At 42.4% G+C, this 17,684-nt stretch carries 13 protein-coding genes, 1 tRNA gene and 2 pseudogenes; 11 read left to right on the plus strand and 5 right to left on the minus strand.

The features are described from left to right. Window positions 1-645: 2OG-Fe(II) oxygenase (locus IQ242_RS02880; RefSeq protein WP_193958972.1), on the minus strand; the 645-nt coding region annotated here is incomplete at its 3' end. Between the two features lie 84 nt (window positions 646-729). Between IQ242_RS02880 and IQ242_RS02885 the strand changes: the two genes are divergently transcribed. From IQ242_RS02885 to IQ242_RS02895, 3 genes are all read left to right on the plus strand, one after another. Continuing rightward, on the plus strand, window positions 730-1,857 hold the full coding sequence (locus IQ242_RS02885; protein ID WP_193958973.1) for an ABC transporter permease: 1,128 nt from the start codon (window positions 730-732) through the stop codon (window positions 1,855-1,857). A gap of 79 nt (window positions 1,858-1,936) precedes the next feature. Further along, complete coding sequence (locus tag IQ242_RS02890; protein WP_193958974.1) at window positions 1,937-3,163, plus strand: glycoside hydrolase family 10 protein; 1,227 nt, start codon at window positions 1,937-1,939, stop codon at window positions 3,161-3,163. A 145-nt stretch (window positions 3,164-3,308) separates the two neighbouring features. Next, a complete protein-coding gene (locus IQ242_RS02895) occupies window positions 3,309-6,188 on the plus strand; it encodes a UPF0182 family protein (RefSeq protein ID WP_193958975.1) in 2,880 nt (959 codons plus the stop codon). 148 nt (window positions 6,189-6,336) lie between these two features. On the opposite strand, the gene IQ242_RS02900 is transcribed toward IQ242_RS02895, so the two are convergent. Together IQ242_RS02900 and uvrB are read right to left on the minus strand one after the other, a co-directional pair. After that, window positions 6,337-7,308, minus strand: coding sequence for a flagellar assembly protein H (locus IQ242_RS02900; protein ID WP_193958976.1), 972 nt, complete (start codon window positions 7,306-7,308; stop codon window positions 6,337-6,339). A gap of 4 nt (window positions 7,309-7,312) precedes the next feature. Beyond that, window positions 7,313-9,316, minus strand: coding sequence for an excinuclease ABC subunit UvrB (gene uvrB / locus IQ242_RS02905; protein WP_193958977.1), 2,004 nt, complete (start codon window positions 9,314-9,316; stop codon window positions 7,313-7,315). Between the two features lie 191 nt (window positions 9,317-9,507). Here uvrB and IQ242_RS02910 point away from each other — a divergent pair, with 191 nt between their 5' ends. Both IQ242_RS02910 and IQ242_RS02915 read left to right on the plus strand, forming a co-directional pair. After that, window positions 9,508-9,996 carry a hypothetical protein gene (locus IQ242_RS02910; protein WP_193958978.1) on the plus strand — a complete coding sequence of 163 codons (489 nt, stop codon included), beginning with the start codon at window positions 9,508-9,510 and terminating at the stop codon, window positions 9,994-9,996. 80 nt (window positions 9,997-10,076) lie between these two features. Beyond that, entirely contained in the window at window positions 10,077-10,826 is a 750-nt protein-coding gene (locus IQ242_RS02915) for a class I SAM-dependent methyltransferase (RefSeq protein WP_193958983.1), read from the plus strand. 14 nt (window positions 10,827-10,840) lie between these two features. Here IQ242_RS02915 and IQ242_RS02920 read toward each other — a convergent pair whose 3' ends face one another. Further along, the gene (locus IQ242_RS02920) at window positions 10,841-13,954 is read right to left on the minus strand and encodes a hybrid sensor histidine kinase/response regulator (RefSeq protein ID WP_193958979.1); all 3,114 of its coding nucleotides are present in this window, start codon (window positions 13,952-13,954) and stop codon (window positions 10,841-10,843) included. A 106-nt stretch (window positions 13,955-14,060) separates the two neighbouring features. Here IQ242_RS02920 and IQ242_RS02925 point away from each other — a divergent pair, with 106 nt between their 5' ends. Beyond that, window positions 14,061-14,723, plus strand: a complete 663-nt coding sequence (locus IQ242_RS02925; protein ID WP_193958980.1) for a class I SAM-dependent methyltransferase — start codon at window positions 14,061-14,063, stop codon at window positions 14,721-14,723. Between the two features lie 166 nt (window positions 14,724-14,889). Here the strand turns inward: IQ242_RS02925 and IQ242_RS02930 are convergent. Beyond that, window positions 14,890-14,976: transfer RNA gene (locus IQ242_RS02930), tRNA-Ser, on the minus strand. Window positions 14,977-15,222: 246 nt separating this feature from the next. On the opposite strand from IQ242_RS02930, the gene IQ242_RS02935 reads away from it, so the two are divergent. The 5 genes and pseudogenes from IQ242_RS02935 to IQ242_RS25745 form a co-directional block, all read left to right on the plus strand. Next, complete coding sequence (locus tag IQ242_RS02935; protein WP_149985848.1) at window positions 15,223-16,164, plus strand: homogentisate phytyltransferase; 942 nt, start codon at window positions 15,223-15,225, stop codon at window positions 16,162-16,164. Window positions 16,165-16,237: 73 nt separating this feature from the next. Then, window positions 16,238-16,384: pseudogene (locus IQ242_RS02940) on the plus strand (type II toxin-antitoxin system RelE/ParE family toxin); the annotation flags it as partial. Between the two features lie 8 nt (window positions 16,385-16,392). Then, on the plus strand, window positions 16,393-16,722 hold the full coding sequence (locus IQ242_RS02945; RefSeq protein WP_193958981.1) for a HigA family addiction module antitoxin: 330 nt from the start codon (window positions 16,393-16,395) through the stop codon (window positions 16,720-16,722). 26 nt (window positions 16,723-16,748) lie between these two features. Further along, on the plus strand, window positions 16,749-17,402 hold the full coding sequence (locus IQ242_RS02950; RefSeq protein WP_193958982.1) for a PD-(D/E)XK nuclease family protein: 654 nt from the start codon (window positions 16,749-16,751) through the stop codon (window positions 17,400-17,402). A 38-nt stretch (window positions 17,403-17,440) separates the two neighbouring features. Continuing rightward, a pseudogene (locus IQ242_RS25745) lies at window positions 17,441-17,684 on the plus strand (transposase); the annotation flags it as partial.

A 17,684-nucleotide genomic window follows, 5' to 3' on the forward strand; every position in this document is an offset into this window, starting at 1 on the left:
GAGATACATAGAAAGCGATTTCCGGGATAAATGCCGTTGAGTTTCAGGTAAGTTAATCTGAGAAGATCCATGCCATGAATGTTCAATGGTTTTATAACGAAGCCAACGATTAAAAATAGGTACAAAGGATTTAATTCTATTTTCTTCTGGTTGACGAGGATTGGAATGTAACTCTAGATTCCCCCCCCAATCTGCTTGCCATTGGGTATTTAAATAGATTAATAAATTCAAGCGGCGATGATACCAGCGACGTTCATCAAGGTTAAAATCAATGTGAGGGTCTAATTCTTGACCGTGTAAATTTTCATGGGTTCCACCCCCATAAAAACTAGGATCTGGAATTAAATTATCGATACCGGTTAATTGGGAAATTAACTCTAAAAACTCTTGAGATTGAACGTAGCGGCCAAACTGTTGATAAACACCCCCCAAACCGATTAAATCCTCATTAACCGCCTTCCCGCCAACTTTTCCTAACTCACTAATGGCTTTTTGCGGATTAAAACTGGGAAAATTTTCCAGCAAAATTTGCGCTTGCTCCCCAACTAAAAAATTATCGATGACCAAATGCTTAAACGGTTGCGCTGTCTCAAAATCTTGACGATAGACAGAAGATTTCTCATAAACAAGGGGATTGATAAACATTAGACAGCTTTTTTGTTGGTATGATAAATTGTAGCAATCAAACTGACAAAATAAAGATTAACTCTCCTATTGACCTCATCGCCTATGGACTGGTGGCACAAACTCAAAGATAATCCTCTCGCCCGTTGGGGAGCAGTTTTACTGTTAATCTTCTATTTAAGCGTAATGGCGGCGGATTTTGTCGCTCCCTACTCTCCCTACTCCTCCCAACCCGGTCAGTCTCTCCTCCCTCCCACCCAAATCTTTTGGCGCTCGCAGTCGGGAAGTAACAAGGGTGAGTGGATTGGCCCCCACGTCTATCCCACCACTCAAAGTGCTATTAATATAGAAACTGGTGAGCGGAAGCTAATGAGAGATTTTAACAACCCCTTGCCGCTACGTCTCTTGGTTAAGGGTGAAACCTATAATTTCGGTCAAATTCGCCTACCTTTGCCGCCAAAATGGGAGGAAGTAACTTTATTCCCCGGTATCCCTTTTGATCGCCATCTGTTCGGGGTCATCGGTGATGGTAGAATCAATATATTGGGAACTGACGAATCGGGACGCGATAGTTTTAGTCGCTTGATTTTCGGGGGCAGAATTAGTTTATTTATCGGTTTGGTCGGGATTTTAATTTCTTTCCCTATCGGTTTATTTGTCGGTGGCGTTTCTGGCTATTTTGGCGGCTGGTTAGATGCGATTTTAATGCGTTTTGTGGAAGTTTTAATGACTATCCCCGGCATCTATTTACTCGTAGCCCTAGCAGCGGTTTTACCCGCAGGATTAACCAGCACCCAGCGCTTTTTATTAATCGTCCTGATTACTTCTTTTATCAGTTGGTCGGGATTAGCGCGGGTAATTCGCGGTCAAGTTTTATCCCTGAAAGAACAGGAATTTATTCAGGCCGCTAAAGCTATGGGAGCAAAACCCCTTTATATTATTCTGCGTCATGTACTGCCCCAAACTGCCAGTTATATCATTATTTCTGCTACGTTAGCTGTGCCGGGGTTTATCGTGGCCGAATCGGTTTTAAGTTTAATTGGTTTGGGAATTCAACAACCGGATCCTAGTTGGGGAAATATGCTTTCTTTGGCTACCAATGCCTCAATTATTGTTCTACAACCCTGGTTAATTTGGCCACCTGCTTTGTTAATTATTCTCACCGTTTTAGCTTTTAATTTACTCGGTGATGGTTTACGCGATTCTCTAGATCCTCGCAATTTAGAGAGATAATTTAGTTATTATCAGTTATCAGTTATCAGTTATCAGTTATCAGTGAACTGATAACTGTAAAGTCTCCCCACTTCCCATTATGAATAAAATCAGTAAAACCTTTAATAATTTCGCCGATAGTTTAGTGATTTATAGTCAAAGATACGGAAAAATAAGCTGGGTAATATTTTTAATTATCTTTGCTTGTATCATGACGATAACCTTTAATTATCCGGCACAATCGACCAATCAACCCCAAGAAAAACCGGAAATTCGTGGAGTTTGGTTAACTAATATCGATAGTGAGGTATTATTTAAACCGCAAACCCTAAAAGATGCCGTTGATAGGTTGGCTGATTTAAATTTTAATACAATTTATCCCACGGTCTGGAATTGGGGTTATACACTCTATCCTTCTAAGGTAGCAGAAAAAGTGACGGGACGAGCGATCGATCCCCATGAATCTTTAAAAAATCGCAACTTTTTAAAGGAAATAATTAGCCAAGGTCATCGGAAAAAATTAAGAATTATTCCTTGGTTTGAATTTGGTTTTATGGCTCCTGCGGATTCAGAATTAGCCAAACGACATCCCGATTGGTTAACCCAAAGACAGGATAAAAGCGTGATTTGGTGGGAAGGAAAAGTTCATCAACGGGTGTGGTTAAATCCCTTACATCCACAAGTACAAAACTTTATTACCGATTTAGTCAGCGAGATTATTACTAACTACGATATAGAAGGAATTCAGTTTGATGATCATTTTGGTTATCCCGCCGATTTTGGCTATGATGAAACCACAATTAAACTCTATCAAAGGGAACATTCGGGACAATTACCACCGCAAGATTACCAAGATAAAGCATGGATTCAATGGCGGGCCGATAAAATTACTGACTATATGAATAGTTTAGCCCAGACGATTAAAAAGCGCCAACCTACAGCGATTATTTCCCTATCTCCTAATCCCTACACTTTCTCCCTAGAATCCTATCTTTTAGATTGGCAAAAATGGCAAGAAAAAAACTTGATTGATGAGTTAATAATACAAGTGTATCGAACTGATATGAACGCCTTTGACTGGGAATTATCCCAACCAGAATTACAGCAAGCTAGAGAATCTATCCCCGTGGCTATTGGGATTTTATCTGGTTTAAAAGGTCGTCCGATTCCGATGGTTAATATTACTCAACAAGTGGAAAAATCGAGACAACAAAATTTTGGCGTTTCTTTCTTTTTCTACGAAACTTTATGGAATATGAGTAATGAATCTCCTTCCTATCGACGCAGGATTTTTCGGGAAATACTCCAGTCTGCTAATCCTAGCTAAAACTGCCGAAAATTGCTGACTTTAAGCAAAGTTATCGCCCTAAACCGGCTATAGTTTCTTAAGTTTATCTTTAAATTAAGAAAAAGCAGCAGGGAGAAGCTAAATTCGCTAGAATGAAAAAAGACTCTCCCTTATCACTTTATCCATGCTGATCAGACATAACCGAAGCTCGATCGCTAAACCTATTTTACTGTTTCTCGGCTGCCTTGTGATCGGGGAGTTGGGGGTGTTAGTGATGGCCAATAGCCTCTGGTTTACCGAGATGGGTTATTTAAACACTTTCCTGAAACAATTATCTTGGCAACTAGGATTAGGTTGGGGAAGTGCGATTCTTTCTCTACTCTTTATTTTTACTAATTTACGTTTAGCCCAGCGTTTTCGTTGGCAAAAACCCAAAGAAGATAGTTATCCTCTTAGTCCTCAATCTCCTAGTATTAATTTACTCGGTCTTTTGATTATCACAACGGGAATTGGAGCTTGGATTGGGTCAATGTTATTGTATTACAGTAAACTAGCCCTCAGTCTCTGGACACCAGATTTTAATCTCCCTAATCTTAGTTCTTCCCTAAGTTCTCCTCTGGAAATAGTTTGGATTAGGCAAGTATTAACCGATATTTCCAGCAATCTTTGGCAAGGGGTAATCATCGCTCTTTTAGTCTTGGGATTATTAATTAAAACCGAGTATTTTTTGCGAATAATATCTATAGTATTCACTGTCATGCTATCTTTTATTATTGCTGGGCAGTGGGCGAATTTTTTAAAATATTTTTATGGTGTTCCTTTCAATATTAACGATCCTCAATACGGGAATGATTTAGGTTTTTACATCTTTCAATTACCCCTGTGGCAGTTACTAGAATTATGGCTCACTGGTGTGGGAATATATACTCTTTTTGCTGTTATTTTAACCTATCTTTTTTCGGGTGATAGTCTTTCTCTGGGAACTTTTCCGGGGTTTTCTCGTCTGCAACTGCGTCATTTATACGCCCTGTGGAGTGGGTTAATGGGGCTGCTAGTATTACACCATATTATTCAGCGTTACCTGCTACTTTATTCTCCGGAAGGAGTAGTTTATGGTGCAGGTTATATCGATGTTCATGTTGGTCAATTTATTGAAATTATTCTGGGAATTATTGCAGGAATAACCTCTATATGGTTAGGAGAAAAAGCATTATTTGGTAAAAAAGACCGTCGCAAGTTATACAAAACTGCCAAGAAAAAGTTGGTATTTTCCCCCTACTTAGTTCCTGTATTTCTCTATTTAATTGTTTGGATAAGTGGCGCAATTATCAGTGGAGGATTACAAAGAACTGTCGTACAACCGAATGAATTAGTGAGAGAAAGACCCTATATCGAAAGAAGTATTCAATCCACAAGAGCGGCTTTTTACTTAGATAGAATTGATGCCCAAGTTTTCGATCCACAGGCCGAATTAAATGCCGAAGTTTTAGAGAGAAATCATCTAACTATCGATAATATTCGTCTTTGGGACACCAAACCACTGCTAGAAACTAACCGACAATTACAGCAATTTCGCTTATATTATAAATTCCCCGATGCCGATATTGATCGCTATCGGGTACGAGTAGGATTGCCTGAAAAAATCGAGGAACGTCAAATATCTGAAAAACAACAGACAATTATTGCCGCTAGAGAATTAGATTATAGTGCGGTTCCCACTTCTGCTAACACTTGGGTGAATAAACATCTAGTTTATACCCATGGTTATGGGTTCACTCTTTCCCCGGTTAATTTAGTTGCTGCCGGGGGTTTACCCTACTATTTTGTCAAAGATATCGGCACAAATAAAGACGAAGGAGCCCTACAAACCTCTAGCGAATTAATTGATTATAGTATTCCCATTGGTAAACCCCGCATTTACTACGGGGAATTAACTAATAATTATGTGATGACTCCCACCACCGTAGAAGAATTGGATTTTCCTAGCGGGGATGGAAATGTCTATAATACCTACGATGGTAAGGGAGGAATCCTAGTGGGGACGGGGTGGAGACGTTGGCTATTTGCCCTTTATCTGCGGGATTGGCAAATGTTATTTAGCCAAGATTTTACTCCCGAAACTCGCCTATTAATGCGTCGTGATATCCAAAATCGCGTGCAAACTATTGCCCCTTTTTTAAATTATGATCGCAACCCCTATTTAGTAGCGGCAGATGTGGGCGATAGTAGTAGTAAATTACATTGGATTATTGATGCTTATACTATCAGCGATCGCTATCCCTATTCTGACCCGGGTAAGGATAAATTTAACTATATTCGCAATTCGGTCAAAGTGGTAGTGGATGCCTATCATGGAACAGTGAATTTCTATGTTGCCGATGAAAATGATCCAATTATTCAGACGTGGAATAAAATCTTTCCTCATCTCTTTAAATCTTTAGCGGAAATGCCGAAAACTCTCCGCAGTCATATCCGTTATCCCGAAGATTTATTTAGCACCCAAGCAGAAAGATTATTAACCTATCACATGACCGATCCACAGGTATTTTATAATCGGGAGGATCAATGGGAAATTCCCCTAGAAATTTACGGCACGGAACCCCAGGCTGTATCACCCTATTATTTAATCATGAAACTGCCCGATGCCGACAAAGAAGAATTTATTCTCCTCCATCCCTATACTCCCTCTAGTCGGCAAAATTTAATCGCTTGGTTAGCGGCGCGTTCAGACGATAGAGAGTATGGTAAGTTATTGCTCTATCAATTTCCTAAACAAAGGTTAGTGTACGGGCCGAATCAAATTGAGGCTTTAATTAACCAAGATCCAGATATTTCTCAACAGATTTCTCTTTGGAATCGGGACGGTTCTAAAGTTTTGCAAGGACACCTATTAATTATTCCCATTGAACAATCGCTGCTTTATGTAGAACCTTTGTATCTAGTGGCAGACCAAAATAGTGTCCCAACAATCGCTAGAGTAACAGTTGCTTATCAAAATAAAATTGTCATGGAACCAACCTTGAAGGAAGCTTTAGAAAAGTTATTCTCAGGCCATCAGAGTTAAATTGCCGCTAATTGCCCACAAATTAGCAAAAAGCTGATGCTGCTTCCAGAACGATCCTCAATATCCCCGAATTTGCCCAGAAAATTGCCTGCTCTGGTTAATCAACCAATTTTCAAATCCAGTATCATCAAAGGATTGAGTTATGCTTTTAATTAGAAAAGTGGGCAATTAATTCTGTGCGAGATAAATTAATTATTAAAGGGGTAAACTCCTCCACTGGTAATAATAAAATGCGCTCGATGATTACGGACAAATCTGGGTCTAAATTACCAAAACGAGCTTTCAATAAATTTTCTACCACCAGACGTTCTCCCTGTTGAAGACCCTGTTGAAGACCCTGTTGAAGACCCTGTTGAAGACCCTGTTGAAGACCCTGTTGAAGACCCTGTTGAAGACCCTGTTGACGGCCAGCATCCAGTTCTTCCTGAAGACGGGAAGTGTATAAAGGTGATAATCTCATAATTAACTCTCTGTCCTCCTGTTCAAGCTCTTGATCGTTAGTTAAAGAAGTTCTCAAGTTTAATAATAATTCTAGAGCATTTACCCGAAAAGGATGATCCTCTGGTAACGATTCTAGCTCATCGATCGCCCTTGCTTGTACTTTTCCCCGGCCTAAAATTCTTAACCAGAGAGTTGCTTCTGTTGGGGGTAATTGATGGATAACGGTGATTGCCGTGCGTAAAGAGGGAGCCAAAAAATAGATACCTTCCCCCCAATTCTCCTCATCTAATTTAGCTCCGAATCCTCCTAACAGTTGCGAGGAAGCACTGGGAGTCAAAATCCAGAGACGGGGGATTTCCCCATCGTTAAGATTCGTTTTCTGACGATTTGCTTGACGATTAATTTCCCCTTCCACTTCCAATAGTTTTAACAGACAAGTTCTAATTTCTGTAGCGGTGACAGGATTGCGAAAGGGTTCAAATAAACAGGGATTAATCGCCATTTTTCCCAGTAATCCTAGCAGTTCTCTCGGATTATTATCGAGCATCTGGGGTGAAAACCAGACATCGATTTCTCGTACTTCTCCTCGTACAACCCGTGCCGATTTTACTTCTCCCAGAGAAGATAATAATTCTTCGAGATAATCTTTAGCAAACTGGTCATGAATAAATCTAGTCATAGGTTTATCTAAGATGATTTAATAACTTATCTCGTAATTGCTTAATCCGATCACGATATTTAGCCGCTGACTCGAATTCTAGATTTTTCGCCGCTTCTTTCATTTGCGCTTCTAGTTGTTGAATTAACTCGGGAATTTGTTCTAAAGAAAGTTCTTCTATATTCTCACAAACCTGCTCTAATTGTTGGGAATTTAGACGACGAGAAATATCCAGAAAAGCCAAAATTGAATTACTCGACCTTTTAACAATCGGTTGCGGAATAATCCCATGTTTTTGGTTATATTCCTGTTGAATAGCGCGCCGTCTCTTAGTTTCTTTGATCGCATTAATCATACTATCAGTGAGATTATCTCCGTAAAGAATTGCCTGACCGCGAATATGACGAGCGGCCCGGCCGATAGTTTGAATTAAAGAGCGGGTAGCCCTTAAAAATCCTTCCTTATCTGCGTCTAAAATCGCCACTAAAGACACTTCCGGCAGGTCTAACCCCTCGCGAAGCAAATTCACCCCGATCAGCACGTCAAAGACCCCTTCTCGCAGGTCTTGAATAATTTCAATCCGTTGAATTGATTGAATTTCCGAATGTAGATATCTAACTTTAATTCCCCTTTCTTGTAAGTATTCGGTTAAATCTTCCGCCATGCGTTTAGTTAAAGTGGTAATCAAAACCCGTTCATTTAACCGCACTCGCTCCTTAATTTCCCCTAATAAATCATCCACTTGTCCCTCGGTTGGTCGCACAAAAATCTCTGGGTCTAAAACTCCCGTCGGTCGGATAATTTGCTCAACAATGCGATTTTCTGACTGTTCTAATTCCCAATCTCCTGGAGTAGCCGAAACAAAAATACATTGATTAACTTTCTGCCAAAATTCTTCCGACTTCAAAGGACGATTATCCGCAGCACTGGGTAAACGAAACCCGTGATCGATCAAAACTTTTTTTCGTGATTGATCGCCATTATACATCCCACGAATTTGCGGCACACTGACATGAGACTCATCGATAACTAATAACCAATCTTGAGGAAAATAATCCACCAAACATTCCGGCGGTTCCCCCGCTAACCTACCCGCTAAATGCCGCGAATAATTTTCCACGCCATTACAATAACCCACTTCCTGCAACATTTCTAAATCATAACGAGTCCGCTGATCCAAACGTTGCGCTTCCAGTAATTTGCCCGCTTTTTCTAACTCCAATAAACGGTTATCTAACTCGGTTTTAATATCCCGACAGGCCACCTCTAAACGTTCCTCCGGGGTAACAAAGTGACGGGCCGGATAAATACTAATTCGCTCTAATTTTTGCAAAACTTCCCCCGTCAGGGGATCGAGATAACGAATACTTTCAATCTCATCGCCAAAAAAATCAATTTTAATCACCCGATCCTCGTAAGCGGGAACAATTTCCAAAATATCGCCCTTCAGACGAAAACGACCGCGAGTTAACTCTAAATCATTGCGATTGTACTGCACTGACACCAAGGCCCGTAATAATTGCCTTTGGTCGAACTCTTGACCAACTGTTAAGGAAATCGCCGCTTTCAGGTATTCCGCGGGCATTCCCAAACCATAAATACAACTAATGGAAGCGACTACGATCACATCCCTGCGTTCAAACAGCGAGCGCGTGGCTGAATGGCGCAGCATATCGATCTCATCATTAATTGAAGAACTCTTTTCGATGTAGGTATCGCTGACGGGAATATAAGCCTCCGGTTGATAATAGTCGTAATAGCTGATAAAGTATTCCACGGCGTTATTGGGGAAAAATTGCCGCAATTCGTTGCATAATTGGGCCGCCAGGGTCTTATTATGGGCCAGGACAAGGGTAGGCCTGCCGATTTTCTCGATCACAGCGGCAATGGTGAAGGTTTTGCCGGTGCCAGTTGCCCCCAAGAGGGTTTGGAAACGATGCTGGTTTTGCAGGGAATCTACTAATTTATCGATCGCTGCCGGTTGATCCCCGGTGGGTTGAAAGGGTGCTTGTAGTTGAAAAGCGGTCATTAGCGGCTAGGTGTAGAGAACAGGCAAAATAAATTATCAATCAAATTACCAACACTGATAGGGTTTTGGGAAAGAAAGATGTATCTTAATATTAGAGAGGATTTTAAAAAAAGATTAAAAGTCTTCGAGAATACCCTAAACTTAAATCTTATCGTTTCCCCGAAGCTATTAACGGAAAGGAGTATCAGGTTATGACGGTGGAAAATCTAGAAACGAACGGGACTCAAACCCCAGCAACCACAGAAGAAAAGACCAGCACACGCGGTAAAGCTAGTACAGCTAAAACCGCCAAGGATAAAGAAGTGGTCGCCCTTTCGGTGAAAAACAACGCTGAATCGGCTTCCAAAGCCTTAAAATTCTATCAACCTGAACATCGCTTACCCGAAAATCGTCCTGTTGGTACTAGCCATCTTCACTTCACGGAAGATGAAATGTTACCAGGGGGCCGTCCCGTGGAAGTTAGCCACCTGAAAGTGGTTAGTACCTATTCTTCCGTCGGTGGATTGCGTCCTGTCGGCTCTAGTGGTATGGAAGTCAGTAGCACTCTAGCGATTTCTGGCAATCGTCCGATCGCTCTCAGTCATCTGCACATTAGCGAAACTTATACAGTCATGGGTAATCGTCCCGTTGCTTCCAATGAAATCGATGATCCCGAAACTTTAATGGGATTTTTGGATTAATTGTTTTGTTGATCAAGACGGATTTTTTCCCTGTCCCGGACGGGGAATTTATTTTTTCTAGCCCACCGTTTTTAATCCCGATGCTGTTTAAGCAAAAATTTTTCTTAATTGTCTCGTTTCTAATAGTGGTTTTTTGCGGTTTCGGATTATTAAATTTTACCTACGATGCTTCAGTTTTAGCGCAAGGGGAATATTATCAGATTCGATCGCTTCATAGTCGCGATGGTATCGGTAAATTTTATCTAGGACGGGAAATCGCTAAAGTCATGGGACACCAAGAAATGTTATGGTTAGAACGTCCTAGTCGCCGTTTCACGGAAAAACCCGATGATCTGATCACCGCACTACATTTAAAACCCACAGACCTAGTGGCAGATATCGGCGCGGGGACAGGTTATTTGAGTTTTCCTATGGCGAATTTAGTAGAACAAGTTTTCGCTGTCGATGTGCAACCGGAAATGTTAGGGGCAATTGATTTTTTAGCCGAGGAAAATCAAGTGAAGAATGTCACCACAATTCTCGCCACAGAAACCGATCCCAAATTGCCTATAAATGCGATCAATTTAGCTTTAATGGTCGATGCTTATCACGAGTTTTCCTCTCCCCGCGAGATGATGGAGAATCTGGTCAAATCCTTAAAACCCGATGGTAGGGTGGTATTAGTAGAATACCGTCGAGAAAATCCCCTGATTCCCATCAAAGCCCTTCATAAAATGACCCGCAGACAGGTAGAAAAAGAAATGGCCGCTGTTGGTTTAGTGCCAGAAGAAATCATCGAGACTTTGCCCCAACAACATTTAATTATTTTTCAGAAAACAAATTCAAATTAGCAAGTTAACCCAAGCTAATCCACGGGACTGTCCTTCTGGATTAATACCTCACCAGCGATTAAACGTTGGGCTGCCGACAGTAACACCTCCTCAATATAGGGCTTGACAAAATAACCTTTTGCCCCTTTAGCGGCGGCGAGATGCTGCATTTTTTGGGATCCTCGCGAGGTAATCATCGCTACTGGTATCCCCTGAAGTTGTTCATCCTCTTGCAGACGAGAGAGCAATTCTAACCCATTCAGGCGAGGCATTTCCAGATCGCAGAGAATCAGATCACAAGCTAATCCAGCCCGTAATTTTTCCCATGCTTCTAAACCGTCTCGGGCCTTTTCAATGCGATAACCAGCTTTAACCAAAGAAATCGCTAACATTTCCCGCGCCGTTACCGAATCATCGACAATCAAGACCCGAGGAGTCGATTGTGCAAAGAAATTAGCGGGATTACTGTCAATCATCGTTGTATCCGTGGATAAAGACCGATTAGAAGTCGCTTTAATACTATTAGCTAGTAACACTTCCCCCGCAATCATTCTTTCAGCCGCCGAGAGTAAATCTCTTTCCGTGTAGGGCTTGGTAAAATAACCACTAGCTCCTAATGTCGCCGCCACCTGACGATGACGTTCCGCTCCTCGGGAAGTCAATAAAGCCACGGGAATCGACGCTAATCGGGGGTCTTTTCGCAAATTATAGAGTAATTCTAGGCCATTCATGCGGGGCATCTCGATATCGCAGAAAACGATATCACAGGGCAAACCGCTGCGTAATTTTTCCCAAGCTTCTTGACCATCCCGGGCCTGTTCCACACGATAACCGGCTTTACTAAAGCTTAAAGAGAGCAATTCCAGGACAGTAATCGAATCATCGACAATCAGAACCATAGCCTCCGATTTTTGGCTAGTTTCCACCGCTACGGGAGGGACAGGTTGGCGCCAAAGACCACCGTTATCGGTACGCAGACGACCCCTGGCGATGTCAATTAACTCTAACACATCGCCGATCGGCATCACCGTACCATCCCCCAAAACCGTCGCCCCAGCAATCCCAGCCGTTTTCGGAATCGGTCCTTCGATCTGTTTGATGACGATTTCCAGTTCACCGATCACTTGATCCACCTGTACTGCGAGGAGATTATTACCACCGCGCAGGATCACGATCGAAAAAGAGTCTTCCTCCTGTTTGCCAGTATAAAAACTACCGCGACTTAGTTGCCGATTGTAGGAAAGCAATTCGCTCAAGGGTTGGAAGGGTAGTAAAGTATTTTGCCAGAAAACGCAGCGCCGTCCCTCCCGATCGATTTGCATCTCGCTGGCCCGGAAATCCTTCATATCTTCCACTCCGTCCATAGAGAAACCGATGCGCGCATGATTACTAACACAACAGAGGGCCTTACAGATAGTCAGGGTTAGGGGTAAACGGAGCGTAAAAGTGCTTCCTTTGCCCAGTACCGAGTCAATAGTAACGGTCCCGCGCACATCGATTAAACTGGTCCGCACCACATCTAAACCCACCCCACGACCGGAAAAATCATCGGCCTGATCTTTGGTACTAAAACCGGGGTGAAAGAGGAGTTCATAGACTTCTTGGGGACTGAGGTGTTCAGCTTCCTGAGCGCCGATCAGGCCTTTTTTGATCGCCTTGCCTTTCACCTGATCAGCATCAATACCGGCCCCATCATCACTAACGGTGATCACGGTTTGATTACCCTGTAGGAATGCCCCCACAGAGATGGTACCGAGGGCGGGTTTCCCTTTGGCCAGGCGTTCTTGGGGTGATTCAATGCCGTGGGTGATCGCATTGTTGACCAAATGGGTCATGGGACTATTGAGATGTTCGAGGATCATCTTATCGATGAGAACATCACCCCCTTCCACTTTTAATTTGGCTTGTTTATCGAGTTTCAGGGAAATATCCCGAATTGCCCGGGGTAGGCGATCGGCAGTTTGACTAAAGGGAACCATGCGCGATTTGGTCATCCCTTCCTGTAGTTGAGTGGTGGCCTGTCGCAGACTGTGCGTCACCTGATCGGTTTCATCGACGACAAATTGAAGATCAGAGGCCGATTCTCGCACTCGTACGATCAATTCGATCATCTCTTGGGATAATAAATGGAAATCGGTAAAACGGTCGATCTCTAGGGCATCTAGTTGACCGTCCATGGCCGAATCCCCCTGATTTTCTCCCTGAACTCTACCGTAACCGATGGCACCACCGTAATTGCGACTAGCCAGTAAAGCCCCTTCTAGGAGGCTTCTTTCATAGAGATCCTGCATCCGAATGCCCACATCCCCCAGATGTTGGACGCAGGTTAGCAAATTATCTAAAAAGAGACGCAGGCGATCCTGTTCCTCTTCCAGGCGATTGCGTTTAACCACCAGTTCCCCGATCAGATTGCTGAGGTTATCCAATTGTTTGATCGGCACCCGCATCGTCTGTTCAAAAGCTTTACTGACAAGGGGACGCAGGTTTTTTGACCCGACTGGTGAACTGACACTGGCCGCCGGATTTGCTGCCATCACCTGATTGGTTTCTTCGAGGAGTTTTTCTAAATCCTTGAATTCATCCTCTAGGAGGCTTTCTGGGGCAATTTCCAGTGATTCTAACCCTGTCAGAGGTTCCACCGCCGCCACCGGGTCCACTGCTGGGGATTCCCAGAGAAGGACCTCTAGGGATTCAAAGATGTCTGGTAGTGGCGGTTGCGCCGGTGGCGTGGGTTTTTCCAGAAAAGCTTCTAAGTCTTCGAGGCTGTCGTAAAAATTAGGGTGGCTGATGGCTATAATTGCTTCTGAGTCTGGAACTGCTGCATCTTCTAGCAGCAGAGATGCGAGATCATCCCCATCTTCTAGTTCCGCCTTGGCAGCCGGCTCACGGGTAGAATAAAGATTATTAGTCGGGGCATCTTTCCAATTGATGCTATCGCCAAACAGTTCCTCTAATTCCCTTTCCGAGGTCAAGGAAGACGGGGTTTGGCTAAGAGAGTCCCCAGATCTGGCTGCTGGAGAGGGACTCTGCTCCAATAAAAAGCTGAGTTCGTCTAGAGCCTCATTACCGTCGGCGTCTTTGTCTTCTAAACTCTCTAACAACTGTTCGCTATCTTCGTTAAAGAGATGATCCGAGTCGGGTTTCATCATGATTTGCTTCCTGCCAAGTCTTCCTTTTTGGTTAACCAATACGGTCTCTCTAGCTTCAGATTACCCAGAATTTTACTCGATAACTCTATCCTTTAGCAATTTTTTTATGGCTAATCAAACTCTTGGACTCGATCAACAATTTTACTCCTATTATCAATCTATCTGTCTGCGAGAATCTCCGATTTTAGCTCAATTACGTCAAGAAACTGCCTCTCAACCCCTGGCGGTCATGCAGATTGCCCCCGAACAAGGTCAGTTTATGGCTTTTTTGGTACAGGTGATCGGGGCGAAAAAAGCCCTAGAAATAGGGGTTTTTACTGGTTATAGTTCTCTAGTGGTGGCCTTAGCTTTACCCCCAGAAGGCAAGCTCATCGCCTGTGATCTGAGCGAAGAATATACCAGTATAGCCCGTCGTTATTGGCAGCAGGCCGGTGTCGCTGATAAAATCGATTTAAGAATTGCCCCGGCCCTGGAGACTTTAGATCAATTAATCGCCGGGGGAGAAAGTAATAGTTTTGATTTTGTCTTTATCGATGCCGATAAAAGTAATTATGATCCCTACTACGAACGGGCGTTACAATTGGTCAGAAGCGGCGGAATTATCGCCATCGATAATGTTTTTTGGTCGGGACGAGTAGCGGCGGCCGATAGCACCGATAATCGCACCAAAATTATCCGTTCACTTAATGCCAAAATTCAGCAGGATGAACGGGTAAATATCAGTATTATTCCTATTGGTGATGGGTTGACCCTGGCAATGAAAAAGTGAAGAAGTGGGGGAGAGTGGAAAAGCTTTTGCTCTTAACAATCAGGGTCGATTTTTGTGGTCTAAATTTAGTTAAGTAGTCGCCAACCACCCAGGACAACGCTCTATCTCTTAAGACAGTTGACCAAAAATTATGGCTGAGAAGGACAGCACTAAATTATCAGTTCAACGGAGAGGGTGGGATTTGAACCCACGTTAGGTGTTACCCTAAAGCAGATTTCGAGTCTGCCGCATTCAACCACTCTGCCACCTCTCCACAGGGTTTGAGTCTGGATTATCATTTTAACAGATTACTTGTCCTCGGATTGATTTTTTTTGATCGACCTCTTGCATAATTGATTTTTGAGGGTTTAAAAACGTCAAAAATAAGGATTAAGTCGCATAAAATATCTAAATAGACCATTTAATTGATTATTATTCATTCTTAATTCTCCTGACGCCCGACTACTGACCACTGACTCCTCACCAACCACGACAATTTTTGATTTTTACAAGAGGTCTGATGAATCAAGCTCCTTTTCTTCCAGTTAACCATCCCCGGCCTAACTTTCTCCACCGGTTAGGGAGTCTCTGGAAATTTTCCCGTCCCCATACGATTATCGGCACTTCTTTAAGTGTTTTAAGTCTGTATTTAATTGCTTTGGGCAATATTAGCGATTTTTTTAGCCATTGGCCGGTTTTATTGCTCACTTGGGTCGCTTGTCTTGCTGGTAATGTCTATATCGTCGGTTTAAATCAGTTGGAAGACATCGACATCGATAAAATCAATAAACCCCAGCTTCCCCTAGCCAAGGGCGAATTTTCTCGGTTGACAGGCGGGTTAATCGTGGGTTTTAGCGGTATTTTAGCAATCATACTGGCTTTTATCGGTGGTTTTTGGCTGTTAATCACCGTGGGGATTAGTTTACTCATCGGTACTGCCTATTCTTTGCCACCAGTGCGTTTAAAACGCTTTCCCCTCTGGGCAGCCCTCTGTATTTTTACCGTCCGGGGTGTCATCGTTAATTTAGGTCTTTTTCTGCACTACAACACAGTTATTAATCAAAATCAGTCTATCTATCCCTCGATTTGGGTTTTAACAGCTTTTGTTCTCGTTTTCACTGTTGCGATCGCTATTTTCAAGGATGTTCCTGACCTAGAAGGCGATCGCATTTACCAAATTACCACTTTTACCCTGCTGCTCGGCTCAGAAAAAATCTTAACAATTTCCCTCTTGACAATTTCTCTATGTTATGCAGGTATGATTGTCGTCGGTCTCTTGGGAATAACGGGAATTAATTCTCCTCTGGCCATTGTCGCCCATCTGCTCCTACTTCTTCTTCTTTGGTGGCGTAGTCGCGGAGTAAATTTAGAAGATAAAAGCGAAATCAGCCGATTCTACCAATTTATTTGGAAATTATTCTTCCTGGAATACCTGATATTTCCCCTTGCTTGTTTAATATAAAAATATCTCCTTTTTTAGCGGCCATTCCCTCACTTTTGCTAGGTGGCACAAGCGCACCTAGTCAAGAAACCATCTCCGAATTCCACCAGGGAATAAGTTGGAGGCACTCCGAGGAGATAGGAAGGGGCAGTACAGCATCCGAATCAACGACCAGTACCGCATCTGTTTCGTTTGGACAGAAAGCGGACCTTCTCAAGTAGAGATAGTGGACTACCATTGAGGTGAAAGATGATCCGAGTACCAACCCATCGCGCCCCCAGCCATCCAGGAGAAGTTCTCCTTGATGATTTTCTGGAACCGATGAACCTGACACAGCGAGAGCTGGCTTTAAGACTTCACGTTCCTTACCAGCGAGTCAACGAGCTAGTCAATGCCCGACGAGGCATTACCCCCAGCACGGCACTCCGTCTGGCAAAGTTCTTCGGCAACTCACCCGATTTCTGGCTGAATCTGCAATTGCGGTGGGATATTTATCAGGTAAAAAAGAAGGAGGACGGGGAAATAGAGAAAATATCTCCTCTAAAGTGTTGTAAAATGACAAATTTTAGTGAATTATAATACAAACATTCAAGAAATCTACGAATATGCCCGACGAAAATATGGAGAACCAAGAAGCTCAAATGACAATGCCATTTGTTAGAGCTACTGACATTGCTGAATATATTCGTTATCAATCATGCGATCGCCGTTTCAAGTTAAAGTACAAAAATTATGAACTTGCCAAAAAAGATATTCCTTTTTCTGAGTTGATTTTTTCAACCTCTTTAGACCCAGTTTTAGAAGTAGAAGGTCGAAAAAGAGAGGATGAATGGGAGAAATCACTTAAAAAACAAGGATTAGTAGATTTAACCCAAATAGAGCAGAATTCTGAGGAAGACAAATCAACTAATTGGAATGACTTTGTTGAAAAGTTAACAAATTTGTCAGTCGGAGAAGAAGCTTATGGACGGGAAATTGGTATCCATGGAAAACTGGGAGAATTTGAGATTAGGGGGCAAATTGATTTTGTAATTGTTTTTTGGGAAAATGAACAACCTAAACTGCGATTAGTTGAGTGTAAAGCGTCTCGAAAAGATAGAACTTATCATCAAATTCAGGTTGCTTTATATCGAATGCTTGTATGTCAACTGATAAACGATAATCCAACTGACAGGGGGACAAGCAAGCTGAAAAGCTTATGTAGCATAAAATACAGACACAGACTCCCAAAAAAGATAGGTCATATTTACCATATATGACCTAAATAACGAAAATGATAAGTGAACTATACCAGAAAGTGTTAGAAAATGAACTGGGACGAGCCAGATATCTACTGTTGTTAATGATAGTTGGAACCTGGCAAATACTAAAGCAAGCTAAGTTAGAGATATTAGCAGAAGCACTGCCAATACCGATCCTGTTTGAGAGTCGGAGAAAAAAACTAAAAAGATTTTTAAAGCTGGAAATTCTGAATATTGAAAAAATCTGGTTTCTCTGCTTAAAAGAGATGTTAAAACAGCAGGAGAGATTCACAATAAAAG

Source organism: Microcystis sp. LEGE 08355 (genome assembly GCF_015207185.1).
GTDB lineage: Bacteria > Cyanobacteriota > Cyanobacteriia > Cyanobacteriales > Microcystaceae > Microcystis > Microcystis panniformis.

Bases quoted from the DNA above. Each gene is read 5' to 3' on its own strand.
- IQ242_RS02885 (WP_193958973.1), top strand. From the start codon at position 730: ATGGACTGGTGGCACAAACTCAAAGATAATCCTCTCGCCCGTTGGGGA.
- IQ242_RS02890 (WP_193958974.1), top strand. From the start codon at position 1,937: ATGAATAAAATCAGTAAAACCTTTAATAATTTCGCCGATAGTTTAGTG.
- IQ242_RS02895 (WP_193958975.1), top strand. From the start codon at position 3,309: ATGCTGATCAGACATAACCGAAGCTCGATCGCTAAACCTATTTTACTG.
- IQ242_RS02900 (WP_193958976.1), bottom strand. From the start codon at position 7,308: ATGACTAGATTTATTCATGACCAGTTTGCTAAAGATTATCTCGAAGAA.
- uvrB (WP_193958977.1), bottom strand. From the start codon at position 9,316: ATGACCGCTTTTCAACTACAAGCACCCTTTCAACCCACCGGGGATCAA.
- IQ242_RS02910 (WP_193958978.1), top strand. From the start codon at position 9,508: ATGACGGTGGAAAATCTAGAAACGAACGGGACTCAAACCCCAGCAACC.
- IQ242_RS02915 (WP_193958983.1), top strand. From the start codon at position 10,077: ATGCTGTTTAAGCAAAAATTTTTCTTAATTGTCTCGTTTCTAATAGTG.
- IQ242_RS02920 (WP_193958979.1), bottom strand. From the start codon at position 13,954: ATGATGAAACCCGACTCGGATCATCTCTTTAACGAAGATAGCGAACAG.
- IQ242_RS02925 (WP_193958980.1), top strand. From the start codon at position 14,061: ATGGCTAATCAAACTCTTGGACTCGATCAACAATTTTACTCCTATTAT.
- IQ242_RS02935 (WP_149985848.1), top strand. From the start codon at position 15,223: ATGAATCAAGCTCCTTTTCTTCCAGTTAACCATCCCCGGCCTAACTTT.
- IQ242_RS02945 (WP_193958981.1), top strand. From the start codon at position 16,393: ATGATCCGAGTACCAACCCATCGCGCCCCCAGCCATCCAGGAGAAGTT.
- IQ242_RS02950 (WP_193958982.1), top strand. From the start codon at position 16,749: ATGCCCGACGAAAATATGGAGAACCAAGAAGCTCAAATGACAATGCCA.